Here is an 18,350-nt window from a genome sequence, read left to right on the forward strand (position 1 = left end):
AGAAAAGGGCAGATAAAATAGTCTGCCCTTATTTCTATAAAAACTTACTCTTTAAATTATTCCAATACATATTCTTATCGAAGTTTAATTTACATATGGTCTTCTCTGGGATTGTGAAATCTATTTTAGTAATATTATCATATCTTATTTCAAATCCATCAACAACTATTAAAATAGAATTTTCATATCGATATTCTGGTTTAATAGTTATTGGAATATCACCTGGTACTACTGCACTATTAGGCAAAGAACGATACGCTCTAGAACTTATTGGCGATAGTGGGGTAATCTGTAAAGTTTTTAAAGAAGGGTATATTATACTACCACCAGAGGAAAAATTATAAGCTGTACTTCCAACAGGTGTAGATATAATTGTTCCATCACCGCAAAACTTCTCCAAATGATTTCCATCTATAAATATTTCTAAATGTACTACTTTAGATTGGATTCCTTTAATTACAATTTCATTGACACCATATAATTCAAAGCAACTCGTTTGAGTACATATATTAGCTTTTACCAAAAAAATTTCTTCAATAACATAGTCCTTATTCATATATTTTTCTATAAACTCATCAATATGTTCAGGAAGTATCTCTTGAAAAAAGCCTAAATGGCCAGTATTTATACCAACAAAGGGTATATCAGGAAATTGATATTTGTGTACTGTCCTCAAAAAAGCTCCATCTCCACCAATGCAAATATTTAATTCTGCACTGTTATCGTATTTTTCAGGAACAATAAAACCTTTATTATTCAACTTTTTGATTAGGAAATTACTAGTTTTTTTAGATGCTGGATTATAATTAGAAATAACATTTATAATCCTTTTTTTAGCAGTAGGATTCAAAAAAATTCCCTCCAAACTTGTATGTCATTTAAATTTATTATATTATTGGTATAATAAACTGTAGCTATATTATACAACAAAAGCGTATATATTTGGAGGGTAATATGAATTTATTAATGAACAACCAAGATGTAATTATATTCAAAGTAGAAGCGGAGGGTGAATCTTTAGAAGAATTTTTATTAGATAATAAAATTTCAGGAAGACTTTTCAGAAGATTGTATAGGGTAAGAAACATATTTGTAAATGGAGAATTTAAAAGAAAGGATAGATCATTGAAAAAAGGAGATATTGTATCTATTAAAATAGAAGATGAAGAAGAAAATATTTTACCAGAACCTATTCCTTTAGAGATTATATATGAAGATATGGATTTATTAGTATTAAACAAACAACCATTTATGGTAGTACATCAAACTAAAAGTCATCAAAAAAATACTTTGTCCAATGGAATAAGCTATTATTTTAAAACCAAAGAAATAAATAGGAAGATACGATTTGTCAATAGATTAGATATGGATACATCAGGGATTCTATTAGTGGCTAAATCGCCCTTCGCTCATCAACAGATGGCATTACAATTCGAAAACAATGAAGTGGTGAAGAGGTACATAGTTGTAGTAGCAGGCATTGTAAAGAAAGATCAAGATATTATTGACCTACCTATTGGTAGAGAAGAAGAAAAAAGCATTAAAAAAACTGTTACTAATAAAGGAAAAGAAGCTATAACTAAATATAAAGTTATAGAAAGATATAAAGAAGCTAGCCTTTTGGATGTACAAATTTTAACTGGCAGAAGTCATCAGATACGAGTCCATTTAAATCACATGGGACACCCTATTATTGGAGATACTTTATATTATAAATCTAGTAAATATATAAAGAGGCAGGCTTTGCATTCTCACTATTTAAAAGCAAAACTTCCAAGGAGTAAAGAAGATATAGAATTTAAGGCTCCAATTCCTAATGATATCCAAAAATTGATAGACCATTTTAAAAGTTATTAGCATAAAAATGCTTTAGCTCTATTTTAAGAGCTAAAGCATTTTCTTAAGTTTTTTCTTCCTTTTTAGTAGACTTTTTTGGAGTATCTAATGTTTTTATTATTTCTATCATTTTAGTCATATCCATTAGCTGTTTTTTTTCTTTTTCGTCTTTACCTTCCATAAAAGGTTCCATCAATTTTACTATATTAGATGGATCATTTAGGTTATCTGGATTTGTCATAATAGATTCTAATATTTGAAATAATTTATTAAATCTATCCATAGTAAGCACCATTCCTATAGCTCCACCCATTTGATCTATTTTTTCTTTTGAAGATTCTTTTTTTATAGTCTCCGCTATGTAACTTAATCTTTGTTGATTATTTTCAACAGAAACTGTATTTTGAATATAATTAGCTTCGGAAAATTTCATAAACTCCATTGTTTCGTAAAGTTTAATAAACTTTTCAGTAAACATAAGGGCTTTATTTATTGAAGGAATAAATTCTTTAGGAAAATAAGGACCTATTTTTTTCATAATATTAATCTTCTCCATGGTATAAGGTAGATTTAAGTCTATTGTTTTAAAATTATTGTTTAATAGCTTAATTTCCTTCGTATCTTTATTTTTGAAAGTGGTTAACGCTAGAAGTAAGACAAGTCCAATGTTCATTTCAAATCCCCCTAGAATTATATAGGTATATATCTATTCTATGCTGTAACATAAAAAAAGTTACAAAATTTAATTGTAATATATCTAGGTGGTAGTTCATAAATTAAATTAGGAGCCTATAGGGGGGAGTAATTATGAAAAAAGATGATAATTTAAAAAGGGCAATGGAAGAGTTTAAAGACTTTCAACCTTCTGAAGAACAGATAGAGATAATAGAAGGATTGACAGGTGCATATTCTGATAAATCGGAAGATGATATATTTGTTGAAATAATAAAGGTAAATGAACAAATGGAGTCGGAAATGACTCCAGAAGAATATGAAGCCATATTTGAAAAATTAAATAGTATTAGGCCAATGTTGAACGAAGAACAGTTAAAAAAGTTAGACAGAATATTATATATTTTAGGTAGAGATTAGTGAATTGACAATTGATATTTAAAGTTTGAGATTAGTTTGAGATTCTTTCTTTTCTTAATATTAGGAAAGGAAAGAATCTCTATTATTATTGTCAAAAATAAGAAATAGACAAGGCTCTTCGGTAATGCTATAATTTTAATAGCATTATGTAAACCAAGGAGGAAAATCATATGAGAATAAATGGAAGAGTAAAACTAATATTAGTTTTAATTATATCCATTGGATTGGTTTTTAGTATATATTTTTACACCAACAGAGATAAAGGATATGAAGAAATATCATATAAATCATTCTTACAACATATTGAAAAAAACTTGATAGATGAAGTAGAGATAAGTGATTCTGACAAATTAGTTGGTAAGTTAAAGAATGGTACAAAATTTGTTACAGATAATCCACGGACAGAAAACTTTAAAGAATATCTATTATTAAATAATATTAAAGTGATGGAAGGAGATAAAAACGGGGTTATTAATCAAGGGGTCAGCTTTCTTCTTATGATGTTAGGAATAGCAGGGGTAGCATTTCTAATTAAAAATAATACAAAGCAGGTAGAAAAAGAGATGGCTACTATGTCAAATTTAGATACTGAGAGCTCGTCATTGGAGAAGGTTACTTTTGACGATGTGGCTGGTAATGAAGAGGCAAAAGCTTCTCTAAAGGAATTGGTAGACTTTATACAAGATCCTGAAAAATACATTAGATATGGAGCTAGGTTACCGAGAGGGGTATTATTATATGGACCTCCGGGAACGGGAAAAACATTATTAGCTAAAGCATTAGCTACAGAGGCAGGGGTTCCTTTTTATGCTGTATCAGGTTCGGATTTTATACAAGTATATGCTGGTTTAGGTGCAAGTAGGATAAGAGAATTGTTTAAAAGAGCAAAAGAAAAGGGAAAATCAGTAATATTTATCGATGAAATCGATGCTTTAGGGAAGAAAAGAAAAGGGGCAAATTCTCAAAGTAGTAGTGAAGAGGGAGACAGAACATTAAATGCCTTATTAACTGAAATGTCTGGGTTCAAAGGCAATGAAGGCATAATCGTTTTAGCAGCCACCAATAGAATCGATACACTAGACGAAGCTTTATTAAGACCAGGAAGGTTTGATAGGCAGATAGAGGTAGGATTACCAGATGTGAACGCTAGATTGGCCATTTTAAAACTCCATAGTAGAAATAAACCTATATCTAAAGATGTAGATTTAAGAAAAGTAGCCTTAGAAACTGTCTATTTTAGTGGAGCAAAACTTGAGAACTTAATGAATGAATCTGCTATGATAGCTGCCAGAAATAGGGATAGACGGATTACTATGGAACATATAAATAAAGCTTATTTCACTGTACTGGTAGGGGAAGAGAAAAAGGATAGAAGTAGCATTTCTATTGAAGACAAGAAGGTTACAGCTTATCATGAAGCTGGACATGCATTGGTAGCTAAAAAGCTCACTAAGTCAAATAGAGTTACGAAGGTAAGTATTATTCCCAGTACAAAAGGCATGGGAGGATTTAGTTTAAACATACCTCCAGATAAGATGTATCAAACCAAAAATGATATTGTATCAAATATTATGGTTGCATTAGGGGGAAGAGCAGCAGAAGAAATTATTTTCGGTATAGATAATATAACTACAGGTGCTTCTTCCGATTTACAAAAAGCAACAGAGATGATTTTAGCTATGATGGGATCCTATGGAATGGATGAACAACTAGGTTTAATAAATTATGATGTTATTCTCAACAGTAATTTAAATACAGATATCTCTTTAATGGAAAGAGCTAAAGAGATGTTAGAAAACCTTTATATGGATACAAAAGAATTATTAAAGAAAAATAAAGAATATTTAGATCTAATTGCAAATAAACTAATAATCAAAGAATCGTTAAATGAGGAAGAATTAAATGAAATATTGGCTAAATAGCCATAAATTCTCATTTTTAATTGTATCTGTTACTTGCAGATTATATATATAAAGGGTATAATATATGTAGAAAATATTTCTGCGGTGTGCGTTAGTCCAAATAATTCAACCGACATAGTGGACACGGGAGTTCGAGTTCAGCAGTGTAGAGCAGGCCTTCTTTGGATGGAAGCTTCAAGCTGTTGACAGGGCACCCACCTTGTGAGAGGCGGGTGTGAATTAATTGGAAGGACGGCACTGTGGGAATACAAAAGTCCCTTAGGAACTAGTTCCTAAGGGACTTTTGTATATTATAATACTTCTATGTAAATAATATAATAAGATTTCATTAATACAAGGAGGTTCCTATGAAATTAGTGTGTCCACTATGTAATGGCTTATATAAAATAGATTTTAATTGTTCAAGTTGTGATTTTACCATGGAAGATAAAGGGCCCTTGGTAAATCTTATGGATGACTATAGTCCATATTTACTAGATGAAATAACTCATTTAGTAGATGGTGTAAATAGAAATAAATGCGTTCATACTTACCAATGTCAAAATTGTGGCTTCAAACAAAACTACTCAATAGAAAGAAAAGAAGTTTAACCTATATGTATGGGGAATTTCTTTCTTTCTTTATATAGGTATATATATTTAAATTCCAATTCCCGAAGTAATTTTTCCACTTCTTTATATTCATATCCTATGAATTCAGGGTTATGAGCATCAGAACCAATTGTAATTATTTCACCACCTAACTCCTTATATAATTTTAGTATTTCAATTTTAGGATGGTAATATCCTAACCCGTATTTGACCCCGGCGGTGTTCATTTCAAGACCTTTTCCTTGCTGAATTATTAATTCTAAAATTTGTTTTACATAAGGATAGTATTCCTTAAAACATGGTATTTGTGAAGGAACTTCAAAATATCTATCAATATAGTCTATATGTCCAATTACGTCATAATTATTATAATTTTTTATACTTTGATATAAGTATTCATAATAAATGGTTAAAGCTTCTAAAGGTCTTTTGTCATAGGTAAAATTATCAGCATGTATATCTTCTCTTTCGATGCTATGTATAGACATTATGACAAAATCAAAGGGATTGTTGTTAATAAACTCATTATATCTGTGGCGTAGATGGGGTTGCATACCGATTTCCACTCCAGCCAATATTTCAATTTTATCCATATATTTATATTTAACTTGTTTAATCTTTTTAAAATAATCGTCAGGTCTGAAATCGATATCAATTCTATTTTTAGTTACATCAAAATCGATATGATCTGTAAAACAAATACTTTTCATGTTTTTTTCAATTGCTCCTAACACCATTTCTTCCATCAAGAATTTACCATCTATTGAGAAATCACTATGGATATGACAATCATACATATTCAACACCCCTATAAAATATTTTTGTTATTGTTAGTAAAAGCTAAGCAAAAAAGTCTTCTTTAAATTGTAATCTATAAAGATCATAATATATACCTTCTCTTTCTAATAATTCTTGATGACTTCCCATTTCCTTAATAACTCCCTTGCTAAGTACTATTATCTTATCTGAGTTTTGGATAGTGGATAGTCTATGAGCTACAGCAATGGTAGTCCTATATCTTATTAATTTAGATAATGCATCCTGTATCAACAACTCGGTTTCTGTGTCGATATTTGAAGTTGCCTCATCTAGGATTAAAATACTCGGGTTAAAGGCTAAAGTCCTTGCAAAAGCCAATAGTTGTCTTTCGCCAGCTGATAAATTTGAACCTCTTTCCATAACTGGTTCTTCATACCGATGAGGTAACTTTTCAATAAAATGATGAGCATTGACATGCTTTGCTATTTCAACTATTTCTTTATCTTTAATATTTTTGTTATTCAATCTTATATTATCTTTAATAGTCCCTGTAAAGAGAAAGACATCTTGGAGCACAACACCAATATGTTTACGTAATTCATATTTATCGTAATCCTTAATATTTACTCCATCAATTAATATTTCTCCTTTTTGAATATCATAGAAACGGGCTATTAAATTAATAATGGAAGATTTACCAGCACCAGTGGCTCCAACAAATGCTACTGTTTCTCCTGGATTAATGGTAAAGCTGATATCTTTTAACACCCAATTTTCATCTTCATAAGCAAACCATACATTTTTAAATTCGATCTTTCCTTTACACTCAGTAATAGGAATGGGATTTTCACTATTACTAACTTTAGATTCTTCATCTAAGACCATAAATATTCTCTCGCTGGAAGCCATAGCTGATTGGAGTATATTGTACTTTTCTGTAATATCACGAATAGGCTGGAAAAACCTTTGTAAATAATCAATAAAAGCATACAATACTCCAAATTCTATAACTCCAGATAATACTTGATGACCACCATAATATATTAGAAGGGCTAACCCTAGAGAATGGATTACCTCAATAGAAGGTCTAAATATAGCATATAATCCTATTTCTCTTTTTGCGGTATTTAAGTATTCATTATTAATTTTATCAAATTGGTTAAAAATTTTCTCTTCTTTTTTGAATATTTGGATGGTTTTCATACCGGTAATATTTTCATTTAAAGTAGAATTTATTTTAGCCAATTGGACTCGTCCTAGTCTATATACCTCTCTAATTTTCCTCCTAAAAATAATGGAGGCAATAAGTATTAATGGTACTAAGGCAAAAGATACCAATGCTAATTTAAAGTCCATTTTAAGCATAATAATTATTATACCGCCTAATATAAACATGTCTTTAAATAGGTTTACTAAAACACCAGTATACATCTCGTTTAAATTCTCCGTATCATTAGTAACTCTGGTTACCAATCTTCCAACTGGATTTCTGTCAAAATAAGCTATAGGCAAGCTCTGGATATGTGAAAAAATATCCTGTCTAATATTAAAAATTATTTTTTGACTTGTATAATTCAGTATATAGACTTGTAAATAATTAAACAAGAAGGCTATAATAATGGCAATTATAAATATAATACCTATTTTAGTCAGACTATCTATATCATATTTTCGAAAATCTTGGTAGTCAGATTTCGTTAATTTAAGACCTTGAGAGAAATTACTATCTTCAGGACTTATTAAATAATAATTATTTTTTTCTTTAATCAAAAGTTTAATAGGATTATTCTTTAATGTTTCCTTTTCACTTTCTGATAACCTATCTATTCTAACGTATTTTTTCCCATTATAAATAGTTCCTTCATAGGGTTCAGATAATCCTACTTCATACATAGGTTTTCTATAGCCATTTATATAATCATCTATCGTTATTTTTATAAGATAAGGTCTAACAAGTTCAAGACCAGTAACTACCATCATTAAAACTATAGTTAAAGCTAATAAATGCCAATAGGGTTTGGCGTATTTTAACAATCTTTTCATTAACTTAGAATCATAAGCTTTTCCTAATACTTGATCTTCATGAAAATTATTACCCATAATATCCCTCCCGTTAGTCTCCAGATATTTTTTCCTCTAGCAATTGCTTTTCATACAAATACCTATACAATCCATCAATTTTTAATAAGGTATCATGATCTCCCCGTTCTATTATTCTACCTTCATCTAGGACAATAATTTCATCTGCATCTTTTACAGTAGAAATTCTATGGCTAACTATTATGGTAGTCTTTTTATTTGTAATACTTTCTAATTGGTTTAATATTTTTTCTTCTGTTTCTGTGTCTACACTGGAGAGACTATCATCTAGTATTAGTATGGGAGCATCTTTTGCTAAAGCCCTAGCTATAGATACTCTTTGTTTTTGTCCTCCAGATAGTGTAACTCCCCTTTCACCTAATACAGTATCGAATTTTTTAGGGAAATCCACAATATTGTCATATACTTGAGCTAATTTAGAGGATTCTATCATTCGCTCTTCTTCAATAGGGATATCAAAGGCGAAGCCAATATTTTCTCTTATGGTGGTAGTAAATAGGAAATTGTCCTGAGGGACATAGCTTATATTTTCCCTTATAGATTTTATTTTTATATCTTTTATATTAATATTATCTAAGAGTATATTTCCTTTTTCTGTTTCATATAGACGTAAAAGTAAATTGATTATAGTGGTCTTACCACTGCCTGTTCTACCAACAATAGCTAAAGTATTACCTTTATCTATAGTGAAATTTATATCTTTTAAAACATAATCTGTACTTAAGGGATATTTAAAGTATACATTTTTAAATTCAATTTTACCTTTTAAAGAGTTTAGTTCTAAAGCAGTATTAGAGTCTATAATTTCAGGCTTTACTTCTAATATGGCATTAATTCTTTCCATTGAAGCAATTCCACGTTGCAAAAGATTGATAACCCAACCCATAGCCATCATAGGCCATATTAGTAGACTTAGATAATTATTGAAGGCGATAAAATCACCTAGAGAAATAATATCTAATATTACAAGTCTACCACCATAAATTATAACAATAAAAAAACTTATTGACGAAATAAATTGGATTAAAGGATGAAATATCCCTGAAACCTTTACCAATTGAAGGTTTTTTTCAAAATTATTTTGATTTACTTTTGTAAAATTTTCTGTGACTAGATCTTCTTGTACAAAGGATTTAATTACCCTTATTCCTGCAAAACTCTCTTGAGCCGCATCTGTTAAATCGGAGAAAGCTTCTTGTACTAAGCGAAATCGTCTATGTATAACCTTTCCAAATTGCCTAACCATAATAGTAATAAAGGGTAGAGTAAATAAGGCGATTATGGTTAACTTTAGGGTAGTAGTTTTAACCATCATAATAATTGTCAAAAAGGTCAAAAATATTGAATCAATAAACATTATTATACCCTGACCTAAAGCATGTCGAATTGCATTTATATCATTTGTAGCATGTGCCATTAAATCTCCGGTCTTATGGGTATCATAATAATTTGGTGGTAAGGTTAATAGATGACCAAAAAGTTTTTTTCTTAAATAGTATTCCATTCTTCTTGAGGTTCCTAATATATATATTCTCCAAAAGTATCTACCTATAGCAATAATTAAGCCAGTTAATATAATATATAAACTATATTTAATTAAACCTTGAAAGGTTAGCATTCTATTTTCAAGAAGATCTGTTGCTGTCCTTAATATTTGTGGAACTATGAGCTGGACTGAATCAATGACGATTAGCCAAACTATACCAAATAGATAATTCCATTTGTTACTAATAAAAAATTCTTTTAAGGTTTTAAAAGCCTTCATGATTTTCCCCCTATATAGAGATATTTCGATACTCAAAATAATAACTATATTTATAATTATAAATGAAATAATTTTTTTTAAAAGTATAAAATTGATATATATTAGATCATACTAATTTTATACTCTATTTACCCATTATAGAAATATTTAATTATAACTAATATATAGTAATAAGAATAGGAGGCAAAAAGATGGAATTGAATACAAAAGAAGTTTTGAAGAAAAAAATACTCGATGCTCAGGAAATGGTGCGGGATTATGAGATGTATGCAAAAAATGTACAGGATACAGAAGTTGCAGATTTATTAAGAAGCTTTGCTGAAGAATCAGGATATCAAGCAAGAAAATTGCAGGATATGCTAAAAAAATTAGATAAAAAATAATATCCTTTAATATTTCCCCACAATCAGTAGATTTACTATCTAAATTGATTAATAGGATGTTTTTAGGGTATTTAATACTCAAAACAGATATAAAGGGGAGATTTATGTGAAATTGATGGATTTACTAAATGAAAGAAAAAGAAAAGCAGAGAGAAAAGAAAAGGTTGATACTGCTAAAAAAATAGCCTTAGGAACAGCTATAGGAGCTATTACTGGTATTCTTTTTGCGCCAAAATCCGGAAAAGAAACAAGAGAGCATATAACCAAGAAGACTAAGGATACTGCAGAAAATGTTAAAAAGTCTGTACAGGACTCCGTTGAATCCATAAAGGAAATTGAAGGGAAAATTAGAGGTGATATTAAAGAAAAAGTCAAAGAGTTTAAAGAAAGGGATATGATAGAAGTTGAATTAGAGAAAGCTAAAACCAATGAGGAACCTGAAAACAATCAGGAAATTCAGTAGGTGATTATTATGACAGCTACTATAACAATCGAAGAACTATTAAAATTTATATTATTCCTATTAGGAATAGGGGTTCTAGGCTATTTAATAATATTGATTAAAAACGTCAACCACCTAGTATTTCAAGCTAGAAGATTAGCGGAGAAAAATGAAGAGGAGATGGATAGGGTTTTAAAGCAATTACCTGGGATATCGGAGAATATAAATTTTATTTCAGAAGAAACAAAGGCTTTAATTGGGGAATTATCTCCAGAAGTGACATCTTTAATTTCTAATGCAAACTCTATTACAGAAAAATTAGATAGCACTAGTGAGATAGTATATGATACAATTGATGTAGTAGGAGAAAGCATAAGTGGTACAGCTTCAACATTGCAAAATAATATTAAAAACATAACCGACTACATAACATTAATTGTGGAAATAATAGACATAGTTAAAGATGCATTTAAAAAACGATAAATTATTAAAGAGAACCCAGTTGGGTTCTCTTTTAAATAGTTTGAAACATTATATCTATCTTTTACTAATGGTATTGCTAAAGAAATCACTATTGATATACTATATATAGTAGATATAATTAAATAATTAAATTATTCAATTGGAGAGGTTGATATAGGTGGAGAAGGTTAAAGTCATATGCAATCCTTCATCTGGAAGGCAAAATATTCAGAGAAGAGTAGATTACTTATGTAATCTTTTAATAAATGATGGTTATGTAGTCGGTAAATTCAATACTACCAAAAAAAACGATGCAATGATAGAAGCTATGAGAGCTTGTGATGAAGGATGGGATTTTATTGTTGCCTGTGGAGGAGATGGCACTGTAAATGAGGTAGCAAAAGGAGTTGCTCAAAGCCATAGGAAAATTCCGGTAGCTATTTTATCGGCTGGTACAGTTAATGATTTTGCAAATCATATGGAATTACCAAGAAATATGGATGATTTTTTCGCCATGATAAAAAATAAAAAGATTAAAAAAGTAGATTTAGGCAAGGTAAATGATGAATATTTTATTAACGTAGCAGCTGGTGGTCTATTGACCAATGTTGGCTTTCAAGTACCAGCTGAAGCAAAGGCTATTTTTGGAAGGATGGCTTATTATATAGAAGGTTTAAAAGAAATACCAAAACAAAAATTTAAGCCTATTAGAGTAAAATTTGAAAGTGAAGAATATACAAAGGAAGAAGATATATTATTGTTTTTAATTTCAAATAGTGCTTCAATTGGCGGATTTAAAAGATTAGCACCAGATGCTAATGTGTCTGATGGTTATTTAGATGTGGTAATTATTAAAAAGTCAGAAGTTCAGGACTTAGCTCAAATATTCATTAATATCTTTAGGGGAGAGCATGTAAATCATCCTAATGTATCTTACTTTAAATCAAAGAAGATCAAGGTAGATACTGCTGAAGATGTGGTAATAGATATTGATGGAGAATATGGCGGTAAATTACCATCCGTCTTTGAAATAGAACCGGAAGGGTTTAAAATTTTTGTTCCATAATAGATAAAAATAATTTTATAAAGTGGAGGTGGAGTTTTGAAAGAAAAGGGTATTTCAAACAATATAGCTAGTATTGAAAAACATCTTAGAAAAGTCGACTACATTATTCGATTAAAAGGTAGAGAGATATTAAACGACTTTAATATCACGATTCCTCAATTCAGTGCTTTGCAAATTCTTATTTATAACGGAGAATTAACTATAGGGGAATTGAGTCAGAAAATGGCTTTAGCTTGTAGTACAATAACAGATCTAGTAGATAGAATGGAAAAAAATCAATTGGTAGTAAGAAAAAAAGACGAAAAAGATAAAAGGGTAGTTAGAATTGAAGTGTTGCCAAAGGGACACGATATCGTAAAAAAGGTTTTAGAAAAACGGGTGAAATTTTTAGATTCTAAAATGGTGGATTTGACAGATGAGGAAAAGGTCTCTCTTAGTAAAGGTCTAGAATCTTTATATAATGCAATGAAAGATAATTGAAAGAATAATCTTTCCATTTTATAAATGGAATAAAGGGGAAATAGAGATGAAGTTAGTAGACAACAGGTACAAAGTTAATAAGGTTTTGGAAGATAATATTTACAGTAGTATATATGAAGTAGTAGATTTTTGGAATGATGATAAAAGGTTATTTATGAAGCTATACAATATTGATAAGCAAAAGAAAGTCATTGATTACTTTATTAACAATTTTGTCAACTTAACTAGAATTAAACATAAATATTTACTTTCCAGTGAGCAGTTCTCCACAATAAAAACCATAGATAGAAAAAGAGTAAATATAAAACAATATTATTGTACAACAGAATATATAGATAACCCTTGCCTTGATAAAATTTATAAAGATTTAAGTTTAAAGGAAAAGCTTATGATTATAATCCAAGCCTGTACAGTATTAGATTTTTTACACTATAGAGGGATAATATATAAGCATTTAAGTCCTTCTAATATATTTCTGTCGGAAGATGATAATATAAAGATAATGGATTTAGCTAATGTATATGAAGCTTCTATTAATACTAGTTATACAGACTTAACAAGATATTTTATTGCACCAGAGGTTTTACTAGACCAAAAGGATATGATAAATAAAAATGCAGACAAATACTCCCTAGGGATGTTGATGCTATATTTATTAACTAACGATTTCTATTCAAGTAATATATCCTATGAATATAGAGATGCTTCTCAAATGAACAACAAGCAGATAGATTTTTTAAATGACATTATTACAAGATTGACTAGGAAAAATCCAATTACTAGAGAAGTATCCTTAAGAGATTTAGTAGACAATTTGAAAGAAATATTCAATATAGATTATGAATACGATATAGTCAAGGAAAGAGGTATCCTAAATTTTAAAACCCAAATAGTAGGTAGAGAAAAAGAAATTAACAAAGTATTAATGATTGATAAAAAATTAACAAAAGGTAAAGAATATAAAAAAGCAATATTAATTAATGGGGATTCAGGCGTAGGTAAAACTCGGCTACTTAAGGAAATAAGCCACTTATTGAGGATGAGAGGAAGGGATGTATACTACTTAGAAATAACTGAGAATATCCAACATGGTTTAAAACCAGCAACAAATATTCTACGTCAAACTATCAAAGATGTACCAATGAATGTATTAAATAAATATGCTAAGGAGCTTATAAAAGTATTACCAGAACTAAAATTTGTTGTAAATGCAGAAACTCTAGATGAAATAAGCGGAGATAGAGAAAGGTTAAGACTATATGATAGAATAACCAATTATTTAGAAGAATTTACTAAGGACAAGCCTGTATATTTAATTATTGATAATCTAGGTGATTGTAGTCTGGAATTTTTACATTTACTGAATTATATAATTGATAATATTAGTGAAGGAAGTATAATCGTAATAGGCTCTTATAACGAAAAGACCATAGGAGATAGATCTATTAAAGGTAACATCTTTTATAAACTAATAGGTGAGGAAAATGTTGAACATATTAAGATTTCCAATTTAAACTTAACAGAAATTGGAGAGTTTATCCAATATGTATTAGGAATTAGCTATAAACCGTTAAAATTTTCCGCAGTAATGTTAAGGGAAAGTGCAGGAAATCCTAGATATATTGAATATATGATGAAAGATTTATATGCTACTGGTGAACTTTTTTTAAGCACAGAGGGTTTTTGGGAGATTAAAACCCAGAGATACTCAGATATATATTTTCCCTCAAGCATAGATGAAGCAATGAAAAATCAAATATCCCTTATAGAAAAAGGATATTTAGAGATTATGAAGATAGTTTCAGCATACAATGATTCCATATCGAAGATAATTCTTTTTCAAATGATAAATGATGATAATGATTACTTAAATACCAAAATAAGTGAATTGGTAGGCATGGGTCTTCTGGAGGAAAAGGTTGCTGACTGGGGATATAGCTATAGTATTAGTAATATACATTTAAAAAGGCTAATATATCATAGAATTCCTTCTTATGAAAGGATTGAGCTCCATAAAAAATTGGCCAGATTATTAGAGAAAAACTATGGGACTAATTACAAGGTAATTTTGGGGGAACTTATCTATCATTTAAGAGCCTCAAACCAAACTGAAAAAGCATTAGATTATACAATTAGAGAAGCCAGAGAAAAATCTAATATATTAAGTACCCAATCTATACTATTATGGGAAGAAGCCTATGATATAGCAAAGGGTACAGAATCTGATTATAAGTTGGAGATATTAAATTCTTTAGGCAGTATATATTTTTTAAAAGGAGAATATGATAAAGCTTTAAATGTATATAAAGAATTGTTTGATATATCCAAGAATAAAGAAGAGGGGAAATATATTGTCATTGCTAACACAGGTATTGGAGAAATATATTTAAAGAGAAGTCTGACAGATAAAGCTTTAAATAAGGCGAAAGAGGCAATAAAAATTTCAAAAGAAATAGACTATCCTGTTGGAATAGTTAAATCACGTATACTCTATAATAAAATATTGCTAAACCATGGAAAATTTGAGGAGTCTCAACAAGATATAATAGAACTTTTAGGTTTTGTAATGGAGCATGGTCTGTATCAAGAGTTAGGTGATATCTATAATATAATGGGCCTTTTAGAGTACTTTAATGGAAATGTTGAGAAGGCAATTGAACTGTACCAAGATAGCATTAAATCTTATCACAAAGTAGATAAGTTTATTAATTCTACTAAGCCAATAAATAATATTGCTAATATATATCGTCAATGTGGAGAATATAAAAAAGCAATGGAATACTATGAAGATGGTTTAAAAATTGTTGAAAAATACGGTATAATGAATATAAAATTAGTATTTCTAAACAATGTTGGGGAAGTATATTTTGATCTATGTGACTATAATAAGGCTAAGAAATATATTAAAGAGGCTAGAACAATTGCCTTAGAAGTTAAGGATCCTAATTTAATATTTTTAACTAATATAAATTTAGGTTTAATATATCTATTGATTGGCGATTATGAACATAGTTATAATTGTTATGAAATAATTAAAAAAAGTTATTCCCAAAACTCAAATTTTAGTTTTGAGGTAATTAGTCAATACTATAATTTTCTTGGTGAGTTTTATTATACTTTTGGGAAGTGGGATGAAGCGTTAAAGTATTCTACTAATGCTATGAAGCTTTGCAAGGATTATAACAATACAGAATATTTAATGTCTAAAACCAGAATTATACTTATAAATTATTTTAAGAATCAAAGTTATGATAAAAAATCTATGGAGAATATTAGGACAGAGTTTAGAAGTATAAATTTAGGATTTAAAAGAAGGGCTAATTTATTGAGATTAGGTATTGTTGCTTTGCTGGAAAATGACTACAAATATGTTGCAGATATACTTGAAGAAGATAATAAACTAAAAAAAGATTATACTTCACCGACTTTAGAGTATATTAGAAAACTATTATTATATAGCATAACCCAGGATGAAGATGGCAATAAAAATTTAATGAAACTAGAAGAGAATATGAAGAAATATAATCTTGTTCACCTAGATATATATGCAAATATTTTGATAGGCGTTAATTTTACAGTGGACGAAAAATATTATCAAGCTATTAACTACCTATTACAATCATTAGATTTAATATATGGTACCATAAAAAACATACCAGAAAGAGATTTGCAAGTTGGTTTTATTAAAAGACATAGGACCGATAATATTAAAATCAAGCTTTTGGAAGTAATGTATAAAATATTTAATAAGAGATTGGATTGTATATGTATAGATGATATAGGTCCAAATGATAATATTGAAAAATATTTTGATTACAATTCATTATTTAGTTTAATAGACGATAGTCAGTTTACTAAGATAACAGAGATGAATTATCTATATGAAGAAACTAAAGATATATTCACCATAGAAGATTTGATAAAAAATCTAACAAACGATTATAAATATAATTTAAAACTTATCTTGAAATATATATCAAAAGAAGCCTTTGCTCAGAGAGGATATATATTGATCTATGATGAAGAGAATAATAGATATACTCCCATTATAAGTTTAAACGGCCATATGAACTGGAAGCCTAATGAAAACTTATTAGCCTTGGCTGGTAGATATGAAAATGGAATTCTAATAAGTAGTAGTTTAGTTAGCAATGTAATTGGGTTACATAAAGAATTTTTACCAAAGGATACTAGGGCGTTAATTTGTGTTCCAATAATAACACCTCCAAATGAAATTTATCATTCTGGAGAAGAAAGAAGAAAGAATCAGCTACAGTATAATCGCAGGAAGGAAGGATATATCTATTTAGAAACGGGAAGAATATTTAATAGATTTGATAAAGAAAGGCAGAGATTGATTAGTATTTTAACTAGAATACTATATATCAATATTGAGAATTACAAATTTAAAATATTATCCAATATAGATAGATTGACAGGTACTTACACAAGAAAGTATTTAGATAATGAGTTTAATAGAATCCTTATTGAAGCAAAGAGAAAAGATGAATCTTTTGCAGTTATGATGATGGATTTAGATAGATTCAAAAATATAAATGATATCTACGGTCATAGAAAAGGTGATGAGGTTTTAAGCTTAATAGGCAGTACTTTATCCAATAGTATAAGAGACACTGATATAGTGGCTAGATATGGTGGAGAAGAGTTTATTATACTATTAAAGGACGTTAACGAAGAACAAGTTAAAAAAATTGGAGAAAAAATTAGATTGAGTGTTGAAAAGTTGAAAATATCAAACATTGAGAATCCTATTACTATTAGTGTAGGAATATCTATGTTTCCGGTTCATAGTCAATTTAAAGAAGAATTAATAGAAAAGGCGGATCAAGCTCTTTATTGTGCTAAGGAAAAAGGAAGGAATAAGGTAGTTATATGGAATACAAATTTAGCCAATACATTGAATAGAGTAGATAGATTAGCAGGTATTTTATCTGGCAATACTAATATGGATCAGAGAAATATTCTAGCAATATTGGATATAATTGATATTGTAAAACGAGACATCAGTAAAAAGGAAAAAATATTCGCATTTTTAGGCAGAACTATAGAAACGTTAGAAGCTGAAAATGGCGCTTTTGTTGAAATAGATTTTAATAACAATCCCACCAATATCTATGCTAGGTCTATATTGAATCAAAATTGGACAGAGGCTTCATTTATCAATGAAGCCATAGTAGATAGGATCCTTTCTCAAAGAAAAGGAGAATTTTTAATTGATTGGGAAAGTGTAAATGAGATGAATTTAGTTTTAAATACTCCTAATTGGGAATCGGTAATTGCAATACCTTTGATTTTTAAAGGTGAAACAAAAGGATTAGTATATATTACTGTTCCAATAAAAGAAAAGGAATTTGACTATAATAACTATAATTTAACTAAAGTGTTATGCGATATTTTTTCAACCATATTGTGAATGAAATAAAAATTGAATT

15 protein-coding genes and 1 other RNA gene are annotated in these 18,350 nt (G+C 29.0%); 11 read left to right on the top strand and 5 right to left on the bottom strand.

The annotated features are described in order from the left end of the window. Nucleotides 1-34: 34 nt before the first annotated feature. A complete protein-coding gene (locus C3E89_RS00525) occupies nt 35-850 on the bottom strand; it encodes an NAD(+)/NADH kinase (protein WP_236910557.1) in 816 nt (271 codons plus the stop codon). A gap of 104 nt (nt 851-954) precedes the next feature. Here C3E89_RS00525 and C3E89_RS00530 point away from each other — a divergent pair, with 104 nt between their 5' ends. Beyond that, nucleotides 955-1,857 (top strand): RluA family pseudouridine synthase, encoded by a 903-nt coding sequence (locus C3E89_RS00530; RefSeq protein ID WP_236910558.1) that lies wholly within the window; start codon nt 955-957, stop codon nt 1,855-1,857. A 43-nt stretch (nt 1,858-1,900) separates the two neighbouring features. Here the strand turns inward: C3E89_RS00530 and C3E89_RS00535 are convergent, their stop codons facing one another. Continuing rightward, entirely contained in the window at nt 1,901-2,509 is a 609-nt protein-coding gene (locus C3E89_RS00535) for a hypothetical protein (protein WP_236910559.1), read from the bottom strand. A gap of 134 nt (nt 2,510-2,643) precedes the next feature. On the opposite strand from C3E89_RS00535, the gene C3E89_RS00540 reads away from it, so the two are divergent. The 4 genes from C3E89_RS00540 to C3E89_RS00555 all read left to right on the top strand — a co-directional run bounded on the left by C3E89_RS00540 (nt 2,644) and on the right by C3E89_RS00555 (nt 5,440). Then, nucleotides 2,644-2,928 (top strand): hypothetical protein, encoded by a 285-nt coding sequence (locus C3E89_RS00540; RefSeq protein WP_236910560.1) that lies wholly within the window; start codon nt 2,644-2,646, stop codon nt 2,926-2,928. Nucleotides 2,929-3,098: 170 nt separating this feature from the next. Then, complete coding sequence (locus tag C3E89_RS00545; RefSeq protein WP_236910561.1) at nt 3,099-4,850, top strand: ATP-dependent metallopeptidase FtsH/Yme1/Tma family protein; 1,752 nt, start codon at nt 3,099-3,101, stop codon at nt 4,848-4,850. A gap of 73 nt (nt 4,851-4,923) precedes the next feature. Next, nucleotides 4,924-5,100: non-coding RNA, 6S RNA (gene ssrS, locus C3E89_RS00550), on the top strand. Nucleotides 5,101-5,197: 97 nt separating this feature from the next. Beyond that, nucleotides 5,198-5,440, top strand: a complete 243-nt coding sequence (locus tag C3E89_RS00555; protein ID WP_236910562.1) for a hypothetical protein — start codon at nt 5,198-5,200, stop codon at nt 5,438-5,440. On the opposite strand, the gene C3E89_RS00560 is transcribed toward C3E89_RS00555, so the two are convergent. From C3E89_RS00560 to C3E89_RS00570, 3 genes are read right to left on the bottom strand one after another with little or no spacing between them, the layout of a single operon-like run. Beyond that, nucleotides 5,437-6,237 (bottom strand): histidinol-phosphatase HisJ family protein, encoded by an 801-nt coding sequence (locus C3E89_RS00560; protein WP_236910563.1) that lies wholly within the window; start codon nt 6,235-6,237, stop codon nt 5,437-5,439. The two genes, C3E89_RS00555 and C3E89_RS00560, sit on opposite strands and share 4 nt — an antisense overlap. 43 nt (nt 6,238-6,280) lie before the next feature. Beyond that, the gene (locus C3E89_RS00565; protein WP_236910564.1) at nt 6,281-8,299 is read right to left on the bottom strand and encodes an ABC transporter ATP-binding protein; all 2,019 of its coding nucleotides are present in this window, start codon (nt 8,297-8,299) and stop codon (nt 6,281-6,283) included. Between the two features lie 13 nt (nt 8,300-8,312). After that, nucleotides 8,313-10,064, bottom strand: a complete 1,752-nt coding sequence (locus C3E89_RS00570) for an ABC transporter ATP-binding protein (protein ID WP_236910565.1) — start codon at nt 10,062-10,064, stop codon at nt 8,313-8,315. Nucleotides 10,065-10,255: 191 nt separating this feature from the next. Here C3E89_RS00570 and C3E89_RS00575 point away from each other — a divergent pair, with 191 nt between their 5' ends. The 6 genes from C3E89_RS00575 to C3E89_RS00600 all read left to right on the top strand — a co-directional run bounded on the left by C3E89_RS00575 (nt 10,256) and on the right by C3E89_RS00600 (nt 18,331). Continuing rightward, nucleotides 10,256-10,447, top strand: a complete 192-nt coding sequence (locus C3E89_RS00575) for a hypothetical protein (RefSeq protein WP_236910566.1) — start codon at nt 10,256-10,258, stop codon at nt 10,445-10,447. A gap of 115 nt (nt 10,448-10,562) precedes the next feature. Beyond that, nucleotides 10,563-10,910 carry a YtxH domain-containing protein gene (locus tag C3E89_RS00580; RefSeq protein ID WP_236913413.1) on the top strand — a complete coding sequence of 116 codons (348 nt, stop codon included), beginning with the start codon at nt 10,563-10,565 and terminating at the stop codon, nt 10,908-10,910. A 9-nt stretch (nt 10,911-10,919) separates the two neighbouring features. Then, nucleotides 10,920-11,372, top strand: a complete 453-nt coding sequence (locus C3E89_RS00585) for a hypothetical protein (RefSeq protein ID WP_236910567.1) — start codon at nt 10,920-10,922, stop codon at nt 11,370-11,372. A 157-nt stretch (nt 11,373-11,529) separates the two neighbouring features. Beyond that, nucleotides 11,530-12,417, top strand: coding sequence for a diacylglycerol/lipid kinase family protein (locus C3E89_RS00590; RefSeq protein WP_236910568.1), 888 nt, complete (start codon nt 11,530-11,532; stop codon nt 12,415-12,417). Nucleotides 12,418-12,453: 36 nt separating this feature from the next. Further along, nucleotides 12,454-12,897 (top strand): MarR family winged helix-turn-helix transcriptional regulator, encoded by a 444-nt coding sequence (locus tag C3E89_RS00595; RefSeq protein ID WP_236910569.1) that lies wholly within the window; start codon nt 12,454-12,456, stop codon nt 12,895-12,897. A 46-nt stretch (nt 12,898-12,943) separates the two neighbouring features. Then, nucleotides 12,944-18,331 (top strand): diguanylate cyclase domain-containing protein, encoded by a 5,388-nt coding sequence (locus C3E89_RS00600; protein ID WP_236910570.1) that lies wholly within the window; start codon nt 12,944-12,946, stop codon nt 18,329-18,331. Nucleotides 18,332-18,350 lie beyond the last annotated feature (19 nt).

It is taken from the genome of Clostridium sp. Cult1 (assembly GCF_021655095.1).
Taxonomy (GTDB): Bacteria; Bacillota; Clostridia; order Tissierellales; family Tepidimicrobiaceae; genus Schnuerera.